The organism is Streptomyces panaciradicis (assembly GCF_023516615.1).
Taxonomy (GTDB): domain Bacteria; phylum Actinomycetota; class Actinomycetes; order Streptomycetales; family Streptomycetaceae; genus Streptomyces; species Streptomyces panaciradicis.
In genome coordinates this window covers 1-14,785 of record NZ_JAMGBF010000119.1, presented here as the reverse complement: position 1 = coordinate 14,785, position 14,785 = coordinate 1, and the positions used below count along the sequence as shown (strand labels likewise).

At 71.9% G+C, this 14,785-nt stretch carries 12 protein-coding genes and 1 riboswitch; of the genes, 3 read left to right on the top strand and 9 right to left on the bottom strand.

The annotated features are described in order from the left end of the window. The coding region (locus M8J74_RS32315; protein ID WP_249839848.1) for a sensor histidine kinase at positions 1-1,359 on the bottom strand (1,359 nt) is incomplete at its 3' end. 647 nt (positions 1,360-2,006) lie between these two features. Further along, entirely contained in the window at positions 2,007-3,263 is a 1,257-nt protein-coding gene (locus tag M8J74_RS32310; protein ID WP_249839847.1) for an MBL fold metallo-hydrolase, read from the bottom strand. 348 nt (positions 3,264-3,611) lie between these two features. Here M8J74_RS32310 and M8J74_RS32305 point away from each other — a divergent pair, with 348 nt between their 5' ends. Then, positions 3,612-4,790, top strand: a complete 1,179-nt coding sequence (locus M8J74_RS32305) for a Glu/Leu/Phe/Val dehydrogenase dimerization domain-containing protein (protein ID WP_249839846.1) — start codon at positions 3,612-3,614, stop codon at positions 4,788-4,790. Between the two features lie 216 nt (positions 4,791-5,006). After that, positions 5,007-5,627 carry a TetR/AcrR family transcriptional regulator gene (locus M8J74_RS32300; protein ID WP_249839845.1) on the top strand — a complete coding sequence of 207 codons (621 nt, stop codon included), beginning with the start codon at positions 5,007-5,009 and terminating at the stop codon, positions 5,625-5,627. Positions 5,628-5,666: 39 nt separating this feature from the next. On the opposite strand, the gene M8J74_RS32295 is transcribed toward M8J74_RS32300, so the two are convergent. The 3 genes from M8J74_RS32295 to M8J74_RS32285 form a co-directional block, all read right to left on the bottom strand. After that, a complete protein-coding gene (locus M8J74_RS32295; RefSeq protein ID WP_249839849.1) occupies positions 5,667-6,452 on the bottom strand; it encodes an SGNH/GDSL hydrolase family protein in 786 nt (261 codons plus the stop codon). A gap of 251 nt (positions 6,453-6,703) precedes the next feature. After that, positions 6,704-7,624: a M23 family metallopeptidase gene (locus M8J74_RS32290; protein ID WP_249839844.1), complete on the bottom strand. Its 921-nt coding sequence runs from the start codon at positions 7,622-7,624 to the stop codon at positions 6,704-6,706. A gap of 4 nt (positions 7,625-7,628) precedes the next feature. Next, positions 7,629-7,786: riboswitch (cyclic di-AMP (ydaO/yuaA leader) on the bottom strand. Positions 7,787-8,101: 315 nt separating this feature from the next. Then, positions 8,102-10,174 (bottom strand): alpha-galactosidase, encoded by a 2,073-nt coding sequence (locus M8J74_RS32285; RefSeq protein WP_249839843.1) that lies wholly within the window; start codon positions 10,172-10,174, stop codon positions 8,102-8,104. Positions 10,175-10,344: 170 nt separating this feature from the next. Here M8J74_RS32285 and M8J74_RS32280 point away from each other — a divergent pair, with 170 nt between their 5' ends. Then, on the top strand, positions 10,345-11,142 hold the full coding sequence (locus tag M8J74_RS32280; protein WP_249839842.1) for a tyrosine-protein phosphatase: 798 nt from the start codon (positions 10,345-10,347) through the stop codon (positions 11,140-11,142). Positions 11,143-11,154: 12 nt separating this feature from the next. Here the strand turns inward: M8J74_RS32280 and M8J74_RS32275 are convergent, their stop codons facing one another. From M8J74_RS32275 to M8J74_RS32260, 4 genes are all read right to left on the bottom strand, one after another. Then, a complete protein-coding gene (locus tag M8J74_RS32275; RefSeq protein WP_249839841.1) occupies positions 11,155-11,280 on the bottom strand; it encodes a DUF6126 family protein in 126 nt (41 codons plus the stop codon). After that, positions 11,277-11,900, bottom strand: a complete 624-nt coding sequence (locus tag M8J74_RS32270; RefSeq protein ID WP_249839840.1) for a helix-turn-helix domain-containing protein — start codon at positions 11,898-11,900, stop codon at positions 11,277-11,279. The genes M8J74_RS32275 and M8J74_RS32270 overlap by 4 nt, the downstream gene beginning before the upstream one ends. A 95-nt stretch (positions 11,901-11,995) precedes the next feature. Continuing rightward, a complete protein-coding gene (locus tag M8J74_RS32265; RefSeq protein WP_249839839.1) occupies positions 11,996-13,381 on the bottom strand; it encodes an aspartate aminotransferase family protein in 1,386 nt (461 codons plus the stop codon). Next, a partial coding sequence (locus tag M8J74_RS32260) for a transketolase C-terminal domain-containing protein (RefSeq protein ID WP_249839838.1) occupies positions 13,378-14,785 on the bottom strand: 1,408 nt, incomplete at its 5' end. The genes M8J74_RS32260 and M8J74_RS32265, both read right to left, overlap by 4 nt.

The following is a 14,785-nucleotide window of genomic DNA, read 5'->3' as shown; positions in this document are numbered from 1 at the left end:
TGCGGCCGGCTGGGGCGCGGCCCGGCGCCCGGTGGCGTCGGCTCCGGTCCGCGGCGGTGACTGCGGCCGCGAGGGCTGGAGCTGGGGCGGCGGGGCCGCTGCCGTCACGCGGGTATCGCCCTGCGGCTGTGCCGCGGCCTGGGGCAGGCCGGGGGTCGGGCCCAGCAGGCCCTGCGGTACGACGAGAACGGCCTGCACCCCGCCGTAGATGTTGGTCTGCAACCGGACGTTGATGCCGTGCCGGCGGGCCAGCTGCGAGACGACGAACAGTCCGATCCGGCCGTCGGCGAGCAGGCTGGCGACGTTGACCTGGTCCGGGTCGGCCAGCAGGGCGTTCATCTTCTTCTGCTCCGCGACGGGCATGCCGAGGCCGCGGTCCTCGACCTCGACGGCGAGGCCGGAGGTGACGAGGGTGGCCCGGAGCAGGACCTGGGTGTGCGGGGCGGAGAAGACCGTGGCGTTCTCGACGAGTTCGGCGAGCAGGTGGATGACGTCGGCGACGGCGTGGCCGCGCAGGGTGCCGTCGATCGGCGGGACCAGCTTGACCCGGGAGTACTGCTCGACCTCGGCGATGGCGGAGCGCAGCACCTCGGTCATGGGGACGGGGTGGCTCCACTGGCGGCGGGAGACCGCGCCGCCGAGCACGGCGAGGTTCTCCGCGTGCCGTCGGATGCGGGTGGCGAGGTGGTCGACGTGGAAGAGGCCCTTGAGCAGGTCGGGGTCCTCCATCTCGTTCTCCAGCTCGTCGAGGATGGAGATCTCCCGGTGCACCAGGGACTGCAGCCGCCGGGCGAGGTTCACGAAGACCTCGAGCTTCTGCTCGCTGCCGGCCTGGCTGGAGAGCTGGGCGGCCTGCACGACGGCGGTGACGGCGCCGTCGTGCGCCCGGGCGAGGTCGGCGGCGAGCAGCTCGAAGTCCTCGGCGTCGTCGGCGGGCGCGCCGCGCGGCTTGCGCGGGGGCGGGGTGTCGCCCCGGCGCAGCGTCTCGACGAGGGCACGCAGGTCGGCCTCGCCGCGGGCGGTGCTGCGGCGCAGGGCGCCGATGCGGTCGCTCACGGACCTGGCGGCCCGGTCGGCGGCGACGGCGGCGATCACGATGCCCGCCATCGCGACGGAGACGGCGCCCGCGAGCACGCCCCACAGGATGAGGCCCGGGCGGGCACCGGTCGAGCGGATCGTGAACAGGACGGCCGCGCTGGCGCTCAGGGCGACCGCGACGGGCGGCAGCACGGCGAGCCTGAGCAGTTGGGGCCGTATGTGCGATTCGGGCAGCGAGGGCGCTGTGCGGGCGACCGGTCGTCCGTGCCGTCCGCCCTCGCGGCGGTCTGCGCGTGCGGCCGGTGCGCGGAGGTGAGACATCGGATTCCTCGTCGTGCTGGTCCGTCGGTGCCTGGGGCGCGGGTGTGCGCGGTTCGGGCATGCGCCGTCGTGTCGGTCGAGAGGGGGACAGGAATGCGGCCCCGCATCGCCCGACGGACACTCACAGTAGTCGCCAAGGCATCATGTGCGGTGGGCAGTTGACAAAGTCCCCCGCAGAGCGTCCCGCTCTGGTATGAGGCGTCGTACGACAGACCGATAAACCCGGGGAGCCGACGATCCCGCTCAAGAAGGGATCGATCAGAGCTGGTCAGAAGCGGTCACGGCGATACAGGGGGCACTGCGCCGCCACTGCGGCGCCGGGGAGGAACCACCTGCGGACACCGACCGCCCTCTGTCCGCTCACCGACCCGACCGGACCGTTTCGCCCCCCTTTCCGCTCGCCGGAGTCACCCCCTGAACGTCACTGTCCGTGTCAACCGCAGGGAACGACCATCACCCGGCAGAGGGTCGTGAGGCAGGGGTACGCGAGACGGGGCCGTCTTGACGGGTGCTGCCCGGACAGCGGGCCGCCGCACCCGCCGGCCGACCGCGACCTGCCGCAGTCACCAGCCGGCCGCGACCCGCTGTCCTCACCGTCGCGGGCCGCGCCCGCCGTTCTCATCACGCAGGGAGGCCCGCGCAGAGGCTCACCCGGCGGCGACCGCCTCCGGCTCCCCCGTGCCCTCGTCCGCACCGCGGTCCGAGCCGTTCCCGGTGACGCTCTGAGCGCCGGCGGCCGAGGCTGCCGTCGTCCTGGTCGCCGCTCCCGTGAGGGCCGTCGGCCAGCCGCCCTCGGGGGCCAGGGCCACCGCGCGCCACCACGGGTCCGAGGGGACCGTGTCGGCGGTGGGCTCGAAGGGCTCGCCGGGGCGGGGCAGGGCGATACGGGAGCCGGTGGCGTGGGCGGCCTCGACGGTGCCCTCGCCGGGCTCGGCCCACGGGTGGGGCGCCAGGTTGAAGGTGGCCCAGTGGATCGGCAGCATCACGCCGTGCGGCCGGCCGCCCTGGAGGTCGAGGTGGGCGCGCATGCCCTCCTCGGGCGTCATGTGGATGTCGGGCCAGAACTCGGAGTACGCGCCGATCTGGATCATCGTGGCGTCGAACGGGCCGTGCTCGGCGCCGATGTCCCGGAAGCCGTCGAAGTAGCCGGTGTCACCGCTGTGGTAGACGCGGTGCTCGTCCCCGGCGACGGACCAGGACGCCCACAGGGTGTGCTGAGTGTTGCGCATCCCGCGGCCGCAGAAGTGGCGGGCCGGAGTGGCGGTCAGCGTGAGGCCGCCGACCTTCGTCGCCTCGTGCCAGTCCAGCTCGCGCAGCCGGTCGGCGGAGACGCCCCAGTGTTCGAGGTGGGCGCCGACGCCGAGCGGTACGGCGAAGAGGGTGTCCGTGTCGGCCAGCGCCTTGATCGTGGGCAGGTCCAGGTGGTCGTAGTGGTCGTGCGAGATGACGACGACGTCGACCGGACCGAGCGCGGCCAGCGGCAGCGGCACCGGGTGCACCCGCTTGGGGCCGACGAAGGGGAACGGGGAGCAGCGCTGACCCCAGACGGGGTCGAAGAGCACCCGGTGGCCGTCGATCTCCGCGAGCACGCTGGAGTGCCCCATCCAGGTGAGCCGCAGCCCGGTGGCGGGCGGCTTCGCGAGGTCGGCGAGCGTGGTGGCGTGCACCGGCACGGTCCCCTGGGGCGCGCGGCGGGGCCGCTCGTCCTTGTCGAAGTAGATCTTCGCGAAGTCCACCATCGACAGGGAGGGGCGGCCCGTCGATCCGCCGGGATTCTGGAAGACCCCGTCCTTGAAGTGGGGGGATCTGCGGATGCGTGCCATGCGCTCACCGGAGGGATCCGCGCCGAAAGCCTCGGGCTGCAGCGCCTTGAGCCCGGAGCTCAGGGGACGGAAACCGGACACGGTACCTCCAGGTGGAGTCGGTGAGGCATTCCATTATGGTCGGCGGCACTGACAGCACCCGGGTCACGCGGTCCCGGCGGGCTCTTTCCAAGGAAAGCCCAAAGATAGGGACGCTCGCGACCGCTGCGAGGCGGAGGTCCGCTGCCACTCCGGTGAGAACCGGCGATCTCCGGCGCCCATTCCCGCCGCCGGCACGGAACCTCGTCGGCGTGGTGAGCACGCCGGTCCCCGCGTTTTCGTTGACAACCGGAACCACCCTCTCGATACTGACCGACGATTCAGTAACGCCCTCCCCCTCCGCACCGACCGCCCGGTCCGCCGCCTGATCGCCGTCTCCGAGGAGACCCCATGACCGCTCCCCTGATGTCGCTCACCTGGACCGACCACGTCACCGGCCGCCGGGGCTTCCTGGTCGTCGACCGTCTGGTGCGCGGCGTCGCCAGCGGCGGACTGCGGATGCGCGAGGGGTGCACGCTGGACGAGGTCACCGGGCTCGCGCGCGGGATGACCATGAAGGAGGCGCTGCACTACGACCCCGAGGGGCGGTACGTCCCCCTGGGCGGCGCCAAGGGCGGCATCGACTGCGATCCCCGGGACCCGGGGGCGTACGGACTGCTGGTGCGCTACCTGCGGGCCATGAAGCCGTACATCGAAGCCTTCTGGACCACGGGCGAGGACCTCGGCCTGACCCAGGACACGGTGGACCGGGCGGCGGCCGAGGCGGGGCTCGTCTCCTCGATCCAGGCGGTGTATCCGCTGCTCGACGACGAGGTGACGGCCCGGCGGCGGCTCGCGGACGCGTTCGCCGTGGAGGTGGACGGCATCGGGCTGGACGAGCTGGTGGGCGGCTGCGGCGTCGCGGAGTCGGTGCTGGCCGCCCTGGACCGGGCGGGCGTGCCGCACGCGGGGACGCGGGTCGCCGTGCAGGGTCTGGGCACCATGGGCGGGGCCACGGCGCGCTTCCTCGCGCGCGCGGGGCTCACGGTCGTCGCGGTGGCCGACATCAAGGGCACCGTCGCCAACCCTGCCGGACTCGACGTGGACGCGCTGCTCGCGGCGCGCGACGGGTACGGCACCGTGGACCGGGCGGTGTTGCGGCCCGGGGACCGCGAACTGCCGGGCGACGCCTGGCTGGCGGCCGAGGCGGAGGTGCTGGTGCCGGCGGCCGTCTCGTACGCGATCGACACCGCGGACCAGGAGCGGATCAGGGCCCGTTGGGTGGTCGAGGCGGCCAACATGCCCGTACTGCCGCAGGCGGAGGAGCTGTTGGCCGTGCGCGGTGTCACCGTGCTGCCCGACGTCGTCGTCAACTCCGGGACCAACGCCTGGTGGTGGTGGACCCTGTTCGGCGACATCGGCCCGGACGCAACGGAGGCGTTCGCCCACACGCGTCGCTCGATGCGCGCCCTGGTCGAGCTGATGCTGGCCCGCGCGGAGGCCGACGGCACGACCCCGCGCGCGGCGGCCCACGCCATCGCCGCCGACCGGCTGCCGGTGATCGCGGAGCGGTTCGGCTGGTACCGCTGACGGGAGCGGGCGGAGGACCGTCCGACCTGCGGCGGCCTTCAGGCAACGCCCCCGTCCAGGAGCACGTGTACCGCTCTGCCCGAAAAGGCCGAACCACGACGGCGGTCGAGGGCGCGGCGCGGATAGGGTCGGACGCCATGACGATGCGCCTGTGTTGTCCGCTCCCGGCCCGTTTGAGCGGCACCGGCGACGGAGCGGACGGAATAGGGTGACCGCGTGGCGAGAGTGCGGTTGAGCGTGGCCGAGCGGCGTGAGGAACTGCTGCGGGCGGCCATCGAGCAGATCGAGAAGCGGGGCGTGGCGGCGGTCCGGATCGCCGACGTGGCGTCGGCGCTCGGCGTCAGCAACGCCCTGGTGCTGTACCACTTCTCGACGAAGGAGAAGCTGGTCGCCGCCGCGTTCGCCTACGCCGCCGAGGACGACCTGGCCCATCTGCGCAAGCTGCTCGGCCGTCGCACCACGGCGCTGCGGCGACTGCGCTCCGCCGTGCGCTGGTACGCGCCGACCGGCCAGGCCAAGGGCTGGCGGCTGTGGATCGAGGGCTGGGCGGCGGCGCTGCGCGAACCCGCGCTGCGGGAGGTGGCGCAGGACCTCGACAAGCGGTGGAAGGCGGCGCTGGCCGAGGTCGTCGCGGAGGGAGTCGCCGCGGGCGAGTTCCGGTGCCCCGACCCCTTCGGCGCGGCCCTGCGCCTGACGGCCCTGCTGGACGGGCTGGCGGTGCAGCTGACCTCGTACGCCGGTGCCGTCTCGCGGACCCGGGCGCAGGAGTGGGTGGACGAGGCGCTGGCACGCGAACTGGGTCTGGACCGGGCGGCGTTGACCGCATCGCAGGCGTGAGGCCCCCGGTGCGCGCCGGGGGCCTCGTTCCGCCGGGCGTCAGGCGACGGCCGCGATCCGGGTCCTGATGTCCTCGGGTGACAGCGCGCCCTTCGCCGTGACGTGGTCGCCGGACGACTCGCCGCGCAGCCGGCGCCCGATCCACGGCACCAGGTACTCGCGCGCCCACTGCACGTTGTCCCGCCGCACCTCCAGGGTGCCCCGCGGCGGAAGCGGCGGCCAGGGCTGGTCGGGGTCGGCCGGGATCTCCAGGCCGAGGACCTGCCCGGCGCGCAGCGCCACGCGCGTGTGCCCCTCGGGCGAGAGGTGGAGGCGGTCGCCGTCCCAGGCCCTGCGGTCCTGCACCGACCGCAGCGACCACAGGTCGAGCACGGGGCAGCCGTACCGGTCGGCGATGGCCCGTACATGGCCGTTGTAGGTGGCGATCTTGCCGCGCAGGTGTTTCAGCACGGGCACGCCACGGGTGTCGAACCCGGTCGTCACCATGACGGTGCCGGCGACTTCGCTGAGCCGGGCGACGGCCCGCTCGAACCGCTCGGCGACCTCGTCGGGGTCGGTGCCCGGCCGGATGATGTCGTTGCCGCCCGCGCAGAAGGAGACCAGATCCGGGGCGAGCGCGACGGCCTGCGGGAGCTGGTCCGCCACGATCTGGTCGAGGAGTTTGCCGCGCACGGCGAGGTTCGCATAGCTGAAGTCGCCCTCTGGGCGCCGGTCCGCGAGGAGTACCGCGAAGCGGTCCGCCCAGCCGACGAAGGCCCCGTCGGGGCCGGGGTCGCCGACGCCCTCGGTGAAGCTGTCCCCCACCGCGACGTACGACCCGATCACTGATCTGCTGTCACTCTTCGAATCGTCTGCCACAGCCGTCATGATTCACCTTCCAATGTGACCTACGCGACCGTAGGCAGGGCTTGACGGGCGGTGAGATAAGCCACTCCTAAAGTGTTGACCAAGGTCGGAATAACGCCTCTATCAGCGCTGTTGACGGGTTGACCATGAGCAGCCGTGCACACCGAAGGCCGGACCCGGGGATCGGGGTCCGGCCTTCGGCGGCGTGTCGGGCGCGTGGCGGCGGGGGGTCAGCCGACGGCGACGCCCTTGGAGCGGAGGTAGGCGACCGGGTCCACGTCGGAGCCGTAGTCCGGTGTGGTCCGGATCTCGAAGTGCAGGTGCGGGCCGGTGACGTTGCCCGTCGCGCCGGAGAGGCCGATCTGCTGGCCCGGGCTCACGCTCTGGCCGGCCGAGACGGAGAGCTGCGAGAGGTGCGCGTACTGGGCGTAGTAGCCGTCGGCGAGCCGGATGACGACCTGGTTGCCGTACGCGCCGCCCCAGCCGGCGGAGACGACGGTGCCCGCACCCACGGCCTTGAGGGAGGTGCCGGTGGGGACGACGAAGTCGACGCCGGTGTGGTAGCCGCTGGACCACATGCTGCCGGCCACGCGGTAGCCGGTGCCGACGGTCGCGCCGGAGACGGGGAGCTGGAAGCCGGTGGTGGCGGTGGTGGTCGCCGTGGCGCTCCGGGTGGTGGCCTTGCCCGCGGAGGACGAGCGCTCCTTGGTCGGGGCCGGGCTCTGCGCGGAGGAGGACCTGGTGGTGCTCGTCGCGGCCTTCTTGCCGATCGTGAGCTTCAGACCCGGGTGGATCAGCGACGGGTCGTCGCCGACGGCGGTGCGGTTGTCGGCGTAGAGCTTGTGCCAGCCACCGCTGACGTGCTGCTCCTCGGCGATCTTCGAAAGGTAGTCACCGGACCGCACCGAATAGACGTGGACCGCCTTTTCGGAGGCGGTGTTCTTCTTTTCGGTCGCCTTCTTCGCGGTATTCGGAAGGGCCTGCACGGCCTTTTCCGAAACCGACTGGGAAGCGGACTGGGCGGTGGCCGCGTGGGCGCCGGTGGCGCCCATCAGCGGGAGGGCGAGCGCGGCGCCGCCGGTTCCGGCGACGGCTATGGAGCGGGTGAAGCGCTGGGGCTTCGGGCGGCGGTGCTTACCCTTCGCGGGCATGGCGAATTCCTCTCCGGCGCCTGCGAGGTGAGCTGTCGGGTGCGGGCTGGAGATGCCCGGCCGCGCGCTGGTCGCGGCTGTACCCCTAGCCGTTCCGGAGACCGGAACAGGCGTTGTACCTGTGGGTCCCCCGCTCCTGCCGTACACGGGTGAGTTGGTGCGGGCTCCGGGCGGCGGCAGGATTGGGCGTCCGTCCGGATTGGTGTGGAACGTAAGCGACGAGGACGCGAGGGGACAAGCGACGGTTCCCCGCGATTGCGTTTCCCTTGATCCTCCGCGGAAATTCACGGTCACTCTCCGTGAATTTCCGCTTCGCCCGGCGCGTCAATCCGCAGGAAAGAGAACGCGATTACGTGAGCATGACGAGGTACGCACCGTCACGGCTATGACGCTGCTCACGTGACACTGCTCCAGCTTCCCTTGCTGCAGCGCGAGTTGGAATGAAGCAGAACCAACACGCCAATTCGGACACAAGAGTCAGATGCGGCGCAGGCGGAGAACTGCCGCATCAAGGTCGCCTCGCAGCCCGGTCCGCAGTCCGTGATGCAGCAATACGGCACCTCGATACACTTCGCCCGTTTCGAGGCATTCGTACGACGCTGTCGGGTCGAGGGCCCGCAGCCGCAGGGCCGGTACGGGCTCGCCGTAGCTCTGTGCCTGGAGCCAGGCGAGGACGACGGTCTCGTCCCCGCGCGTGTACTGCACCGCGCTCAGCCCGCCCGTCGGCGGCCTCAGGCGGTGGAGCTCGCCGTGCTGCACGAGCGGCCGGATCACCTTGTACAGGCCGACCCAGTCGCGGGCCTCGGCCAGTTCCTCCTCGGTCCACTGCGTGAGGTCCCCACCCACGCCGAGCACTCCGGCCATGGCGCTGACGAACCGGAAGCGCAGCGAGCTGACGCGCCCGTTGAGCTGGGTGTTGGGGCTGTCGGTGACCCAGGCGGCCATCACGCGCGCGGGGTGGATCTGGCTGAAGCCGTGCTGGATGGCGAGCCGGTCGAGCGGATCGGTGTTGTCCGAGGTCCACACCTGGTCCGTACGGCTCATGATCCCGAGGTCGATCCGTCCGCCGCCGCCCGAGCAGGACTCGAAGACGACGCCGGGGTGGGCCGCCCGGAGCCGGTCCAGCAGGGCGTACAGGGCGTGCACGTGGTCGACCCAGAGGCGCTGCGGATAGGCGTCGCCGGGCCAGCCGGCGTCCGTGAAGCAGCGGTTGAAGTCCCACTTGACGTAGTCGATCGGGGCGCTGGACAGGAGTGCGTCGAGCCGCTCCCAGAGGTACTCCTGGACGTCCTCGCGGGCGAGGTTCAGCACGAGCTGGTTGCGCAGCTCCGTCCGCCTGCGTCCGGGCTGGAACTGGACCCAGTCGGGGTGGGCGCGGTACAGGTCGCTGTCCGGGTTGACCATTTCGGGCTCGACCCAGATGCCGAACTGCATGCCGAGGGCGTGCACGTAGTCGGCGAGCGGCGCCAGGCCCTTGGGGAAGCGGTCCGGGTTGGGCGTCCAGTCGCCGAGTCCGGCCCGGTCGCTGGTGCGCTTGCCGAACCAGCCGTCGTCGACGACGAACAGCTCCACGCCGATTGCCGCGGCCCGCCGCGCGAGGGCGCCCTGCTGCTCCTCGGAGATGTCGAACTCCGTGGCCTCCCAGGAGTTGAACAGCACGGGGCGGTCCTGCTCGGCGTCCGGGACGACGTACGCGCGCTGGTAGGCGTGCCAGGCCCGGCTCGCACCGCCGAATCCGCCGTCGCTCCACAGCCCGGCGAAGACGGGAGTGGTGTACGACTCCCCCGCCGCCAGGTTCAGCAGTCCGGAGTCGTCGTACCCGGCGCCGCCGGTGATCTGCACACGCGCGTCCGGGAGTTGGGCCACCGCGATGCGCCAGGAGCCGGACCAGCCCAGGGCGCAGCCGTAGACCTCGCCGCGCTCCTCGGTGGCGTCGGTGTCGAGGGCGACCCAGGGCAGGTGCTGGTGTCCGGTGTGCCCGCGGCGGCTGCCGATGATCTTCTCGCCGTAGGTGAGCGGGGAGCTGGTGAGCCGGGACTCGGCGGCCCAGCGGCCGTGCAGCTGGGACAGCCGCCAGCCGTCGCGGTCGGGGAGGGTCCAGGTGGCGGCGTCCGCGCGCAGCAGCTCCAGGGCGCCGGGGCCCTCGTTGTCGAGAGTCACCCAGCGCTCGACGACGTCGTGCCGCATCCGGTGGTGCAGGGTGATCGCGAGCCCGCCGTCGCGGAACCTGAGCCGGAGGTGGTCGCCCTCGGCCTCGTACGCCTCGAAGCGCCATTCGGTGCCGCGCCGCTCCGCGGAGCGCACGGACAGGGCGGGGCGCGCGAAGCGCGGGCCGCCCTCGACCGGGTACTCCTCGCGGCCGTCGAGCGGGGACTCGAAGGGGCGGTAGTCGGGCAGCGGGCGTACGGCGAGGGCCTCGGCGTCGGCCAGGGCGATCCGTGGACCCCAGTGCAGATGCAGGAGCTCGTCGTTCTCGGTGAGGTGCATCGCGTAAGAACTGGTCGGCCCGGTCAGGAGCCAGGTACGGCCGTTGTCGGAGATCTCCAGCATCAAGCCCTCACATATTCGAACAGGTGCGATCAAGCAGCAACATCATCAATGCCGGTGGGGGCCTACGGCAACGGCTGTGGACAACTCATTGCCCGAGGAAACGTATGTCGTATCGTCGACAGGGTGCCCGTCGTCGAGCCGAGCCGGCGGGCGAACTGGGAGGAGCCCCCGTGACGCAGCAGATCCCGTCGACCGAGCCGGAGCTGGCCCGGGTGCGCAACTTCCGCGATGTGGGCGGGCTGCCGACGGCGGACGGCCGGCGGGTGCGGCACGGGGTGCTGTTCCGCAGCGGGCACCTGGCGCACGCGACCGAGGAGGACGCCGCGTTCCTCGCCTCGCTGGGGCTGCACACGATCTTCGACTTCCGCAACTCCGCGGACCAGAAGCTGGAGGGCCCGGACGTCGAGCTGCCGGGCGTGCGCAACGTGAACCTGCCGCTGTCCGATCCGGCGGACGGCGCCGGCTTCTGGAAGATGGTGCGGGACGGCGAGATCGAGCAGCTGCGCGAGGTCCTCGGGGACGGCAAGGGGGCCGACCGCATGATCGTCTCGTATCGCACGATCATCACGGAGCGCACCGCCGAGCACACGCGCGTGCTGCGCTCGCTCGCCGAGGACAGCGTGCCGGCGCTGATGCACTGCGCGGCGGGCAAGGACCGCGCGGGCCTGTCCATAGCCGTCACCCTGCTCGCCCTGGGCGTCGAGCGGGAGGCCATCGTCGCGGATTACCTGGAGTCCAACGCCAAGCACCGCCGCTACAAGGTGTACCGCAGCGGCAGCTCCTCCGCGGGCTACTCCCCCGAGGTCATGGAGCTGCTCAGTCCCTTGTTCGAGGCGCGCGCCGAGTATCTGGCGGCGGCCTTCGAGACCATCGAGGAGACCTGGGGCGGGGTCGAGGCGTACCTGGAGCAGGGGCTCGGGGTCACGCCGGAGATCCGTGAGCGGCTGAGGGGGCGGCTGCTCGACTGACGGGCGGCCGGCCTACTTCGCCCCCACCGCGAACAGCAGGTAGATGAAGGCGGCGAAGACGTGTCCCACGGCGATGTAGATGATCAGCCGGACCCACAGGGCGCGGGGGAATTTCTCCTCCATGTTGCTGTTGCTCATGGCGTCTCTCCATTGGTGGGGCCGAGGCACAACGCGGCCGTCGGGCTCTGCAGCAGGGTGTGGACGAACAGGAGCTCGACGCCGTCGGGGTCCTGCGCGGCGATGCGGTGCGGGGTGAGCGAGTCGAAGTGCGCGCTGTCGCCGGGCGCGAGCCGGTGCGTGGTGTCACCGAGGCGCAGCCACAGCCGCCCGCTGAGGACGTACAGCCATTCCTCGCCGGGATGCACGCGCACGATGTCGCCCTGCGAGCCGTGCGGTACGTGGACGCGCAGGGCCTGCATGCCACGGCCGGGCGACCCGGCCTGCCAGTAGGTCCAGCCGCCCGCCGGGGTCGGTTCCATGTCGCCCGCGCGCACCACGGCGTCCCGGTCGGCGACCCGCTCGCCGAGCAGTTCCGAGACGGTCGTACCGTAGATACGGGCGAGCGCGAGCAGCATCGGCAGCGACGGCTGGCGCTGTCCGGTCTCCAGCCGGGACAGATGGGCCGGCGAGAGCCCGGCGGCGCGCGCTGCGGCCTCCAGGGTGAGGGAGGCGCGACGGCGCAGGGCGCGCAGCTGAGGCGCCACGGCGGGCAGGTCCGGCCCGGCGAGCGGCTCGGACTCGGCTTCCGGAGAGCTCATGACTCCATTGAGCCGCGACTTTGCCCCTGCGGCAAATTTATTGCCCCAGAGGCAAAAGCCGCGGCCGGGTGCTCAGGCCGAGCACCCGCCCCGGCTCACCGGTTGGCGACCGCCTGCTTCACGAGCGTCTTGCCGAAGTCCCACATCAGTCCGCCGCCGCTGTGCGCGTCGTCCATCACGGCGGTGAACGCGTCCACGAACCGGTCCACGTCCGGCTCACCGATGATCAACGGCGGGATCAGCTTGATCACTTCGAGGTGGTCGCCGGAGACCTGGGTGAGGATCCGGTGGCGCTGCAGCAGGGGGACGACGACCATCTGCGCGAACAGACCCTTGCGCGCGGCCTGCAGCATGGTCCAACGGCTGCGCAGCTTCAGGGACTTCGGCCTGCCGAACTCGATGCCGATCATCAGGCCGCGGCCGCGGACGTCGGCGAGCAGCTCGTACTTGTCGACGAGCGCCGCGAGCCGCGACTTCAGCTGCTCCCCCCTCGCCCGGGCGTTCGCGACGATCTGCTCGTTCTCCATGACGGACAGCACGGCGAGGCCCGCCGCCATGGCCTGGGCGTTGGACCCGAAGCTCGCCGAGTGGACCAGCACCCGGTCCATCGACGAGTAGACCTTCTTGAAGATCCAGTCCTTGCCGAGGGTGGCGCCGACCGGGACGTAGCCGCCCGACAGCGCCTTGGCCACGCACACCAGGTCGGGCTCCACGCCGTCCTCGTGGCTGTAGGCGTAGAAGTCACCGGTGCGGCCGAGGCCCGTCTGCACCTCGTCGGCGATCAGCAGCGCCTTGTGCCTGCGTAGCAGCTCCTGGGCGGCGCGCAGATAGCCGGGCGGCGCCTCGTGCACGCCCTTGCCCTGGATGGGCTCGACGATCAGGGCGGCGACGTCGCCCTTGGCCAGCTCCCGGGCCAGGGCGTCGAGGTCGCCGAGCGGGACGGCGGTGTCCGGCAGCAGAGGGGCGAAGCCGTCCCGGAAGCCGGACTCGCCGTTGACCGACAGCGAGCCCGTGGTCAGGCCGTGGAAGGCGTGGTCGCAGTACAGCACGCGCGGCCTGCCGGTGGCGTAGCGGGCGAACTTCAGCGCCGTCTCCACCGCCTCCGTACCGCTGTTGCCGAAGAACACCCGGTCCAGGTGCGGGCTGTACGTCAGCAGCTTCTCGGCCAGCAGCCCGGGCAGCGGCTGACAGTCGAAGCGGGTGAGGTCGGCGAGCGAGGCGTCGAGGACGTCGTGCAGCGCCTTGCGGACGACCGGGTGGTGGCGGCCCAGGCCCATCACCCCGAACCCGGCGAGCATGTCCAGGTAGTCGTTGCCGTCCGCGTCCCAGAAGTGGGCGCCCTCGGCGCGCTCGTAGACCTTGTCGAAGCCGATGGTGTGCAGCATGCGCGGGAGCTGGTGGTTGAGGTACCTGCCGTGCAGCTCGTAGCGTTCGGCTCCGCGCTCGGACAACAGCGCCCCGAGGTCGAACTCCTTGGTCATTCGGCCCTCTCCTTGACGGTGCCGTCCACCTGTTCCTTGACGGCCAGAGTGTTCTCGGCCTCCTTGACGGCCAGGCTCGCGCTGATCCGCCCGGCCACCTCCACCGGTGTGAGCCCGATGTCCGCCAGCACCTCGCCGCGTTTGGCGTGCGCGAGGAACTGCTCCGGGATGCCGAACCGCCGTACCGGCACGTCGACTTCGGCGTCACCGAGGGCCAGCGCCACGGCCGAGCCCACGCCCGCCGAACGGCTGTTGTCCTCGACGACGGCCACCAGCCGGTGTTCCGCGGCGAGGCCCGGAAGCGCCGGGTCGACGGGCTTGACCCACCGGGGGTCGACCACGGTGCAGGAGATCCCGCGTGCCTGGAGCAGCTCGGCGGCCTGGAGGCAGACCGGAGCCATCACGCCGACGGCGACCATCAGCACGTCGGGCGTGCCGGGGCCGCGGTGCAGGACGTCCAGTCCGCCGATCCGGTCGACCGCCGGGATCTCCGGGCCGACGGACTCCTTCGGGAAGCGGACCAGGGTGGGCGCGTCGTCCACGGCGACGGCCTCCCGCAACTGCAAGCGCAGCTGGTCGGCGTCGCGTGGCGCGGCGATCCTGAGCCCCGGCACGACCTGGAGGATGGACATGTCCCACATGCCGTTGTGGGAGGGCCCGTCCACGCCCGTCACACCCGCGCGGTCCAGCACGAAGGTGACCCCGCAGCGGTGCAGGGCGACGTCCATCAGAAGCTGGTCGAAGGCGCGGTTGAGGAAGGTGGCGTAGACGGCGACGACGGGATGCAGCCCGCCGGTCGCGAGCCCGGCCGCGCTGACCGCGGCGTGCTGCTCGGCGATGCCCACGTCCCACACCCGGTCGGGGAACCTCGCGGCGAACTTGCCGAGGCCCACCGGGTGCAGCATCGCCGCCGTGATCGCGACGACGTCCTCCCGCTCCTCCCCGATCGCGGCGATCTCGTCGCCGAACACCGACGTCCAGGAAGGGCCGTTGGAGGGCGCGAGGGGCTCGCAGGTGAGCGGGTCCATCACGCCGACGGTGTGGAAGTGGTCCTCCTCGTGGGCCAGGGCCGGCTCGTAGCCGCGGCCCTTCTCCGTGAGGCAGTGGACGAGGACGGGGCCATGGAAACGTTTCGCGCGGCGCAGCGCCGACTCGACGGCCCCGATGTCGTGCCCGTCGATCGGGCCGACGTACTTCAGGCCCAGGTCCTCGAACATGCCCTGCGGGGCGAAGGCGTCCTTGAAGCCCTTCTTCGCGCCGTGCAGCGACTCGTAGACGGTGTTGCCGACGACGGGTGTGCGCAGCAGCACCTCCTTGCCCCAGGCGAGGACCTTCTCGTAGGAGTCGGTGGTGCGCAGGGTGGCGAGGTGGTTCGCGAGCCCGCCGATGGTCGGGGCGTACGAC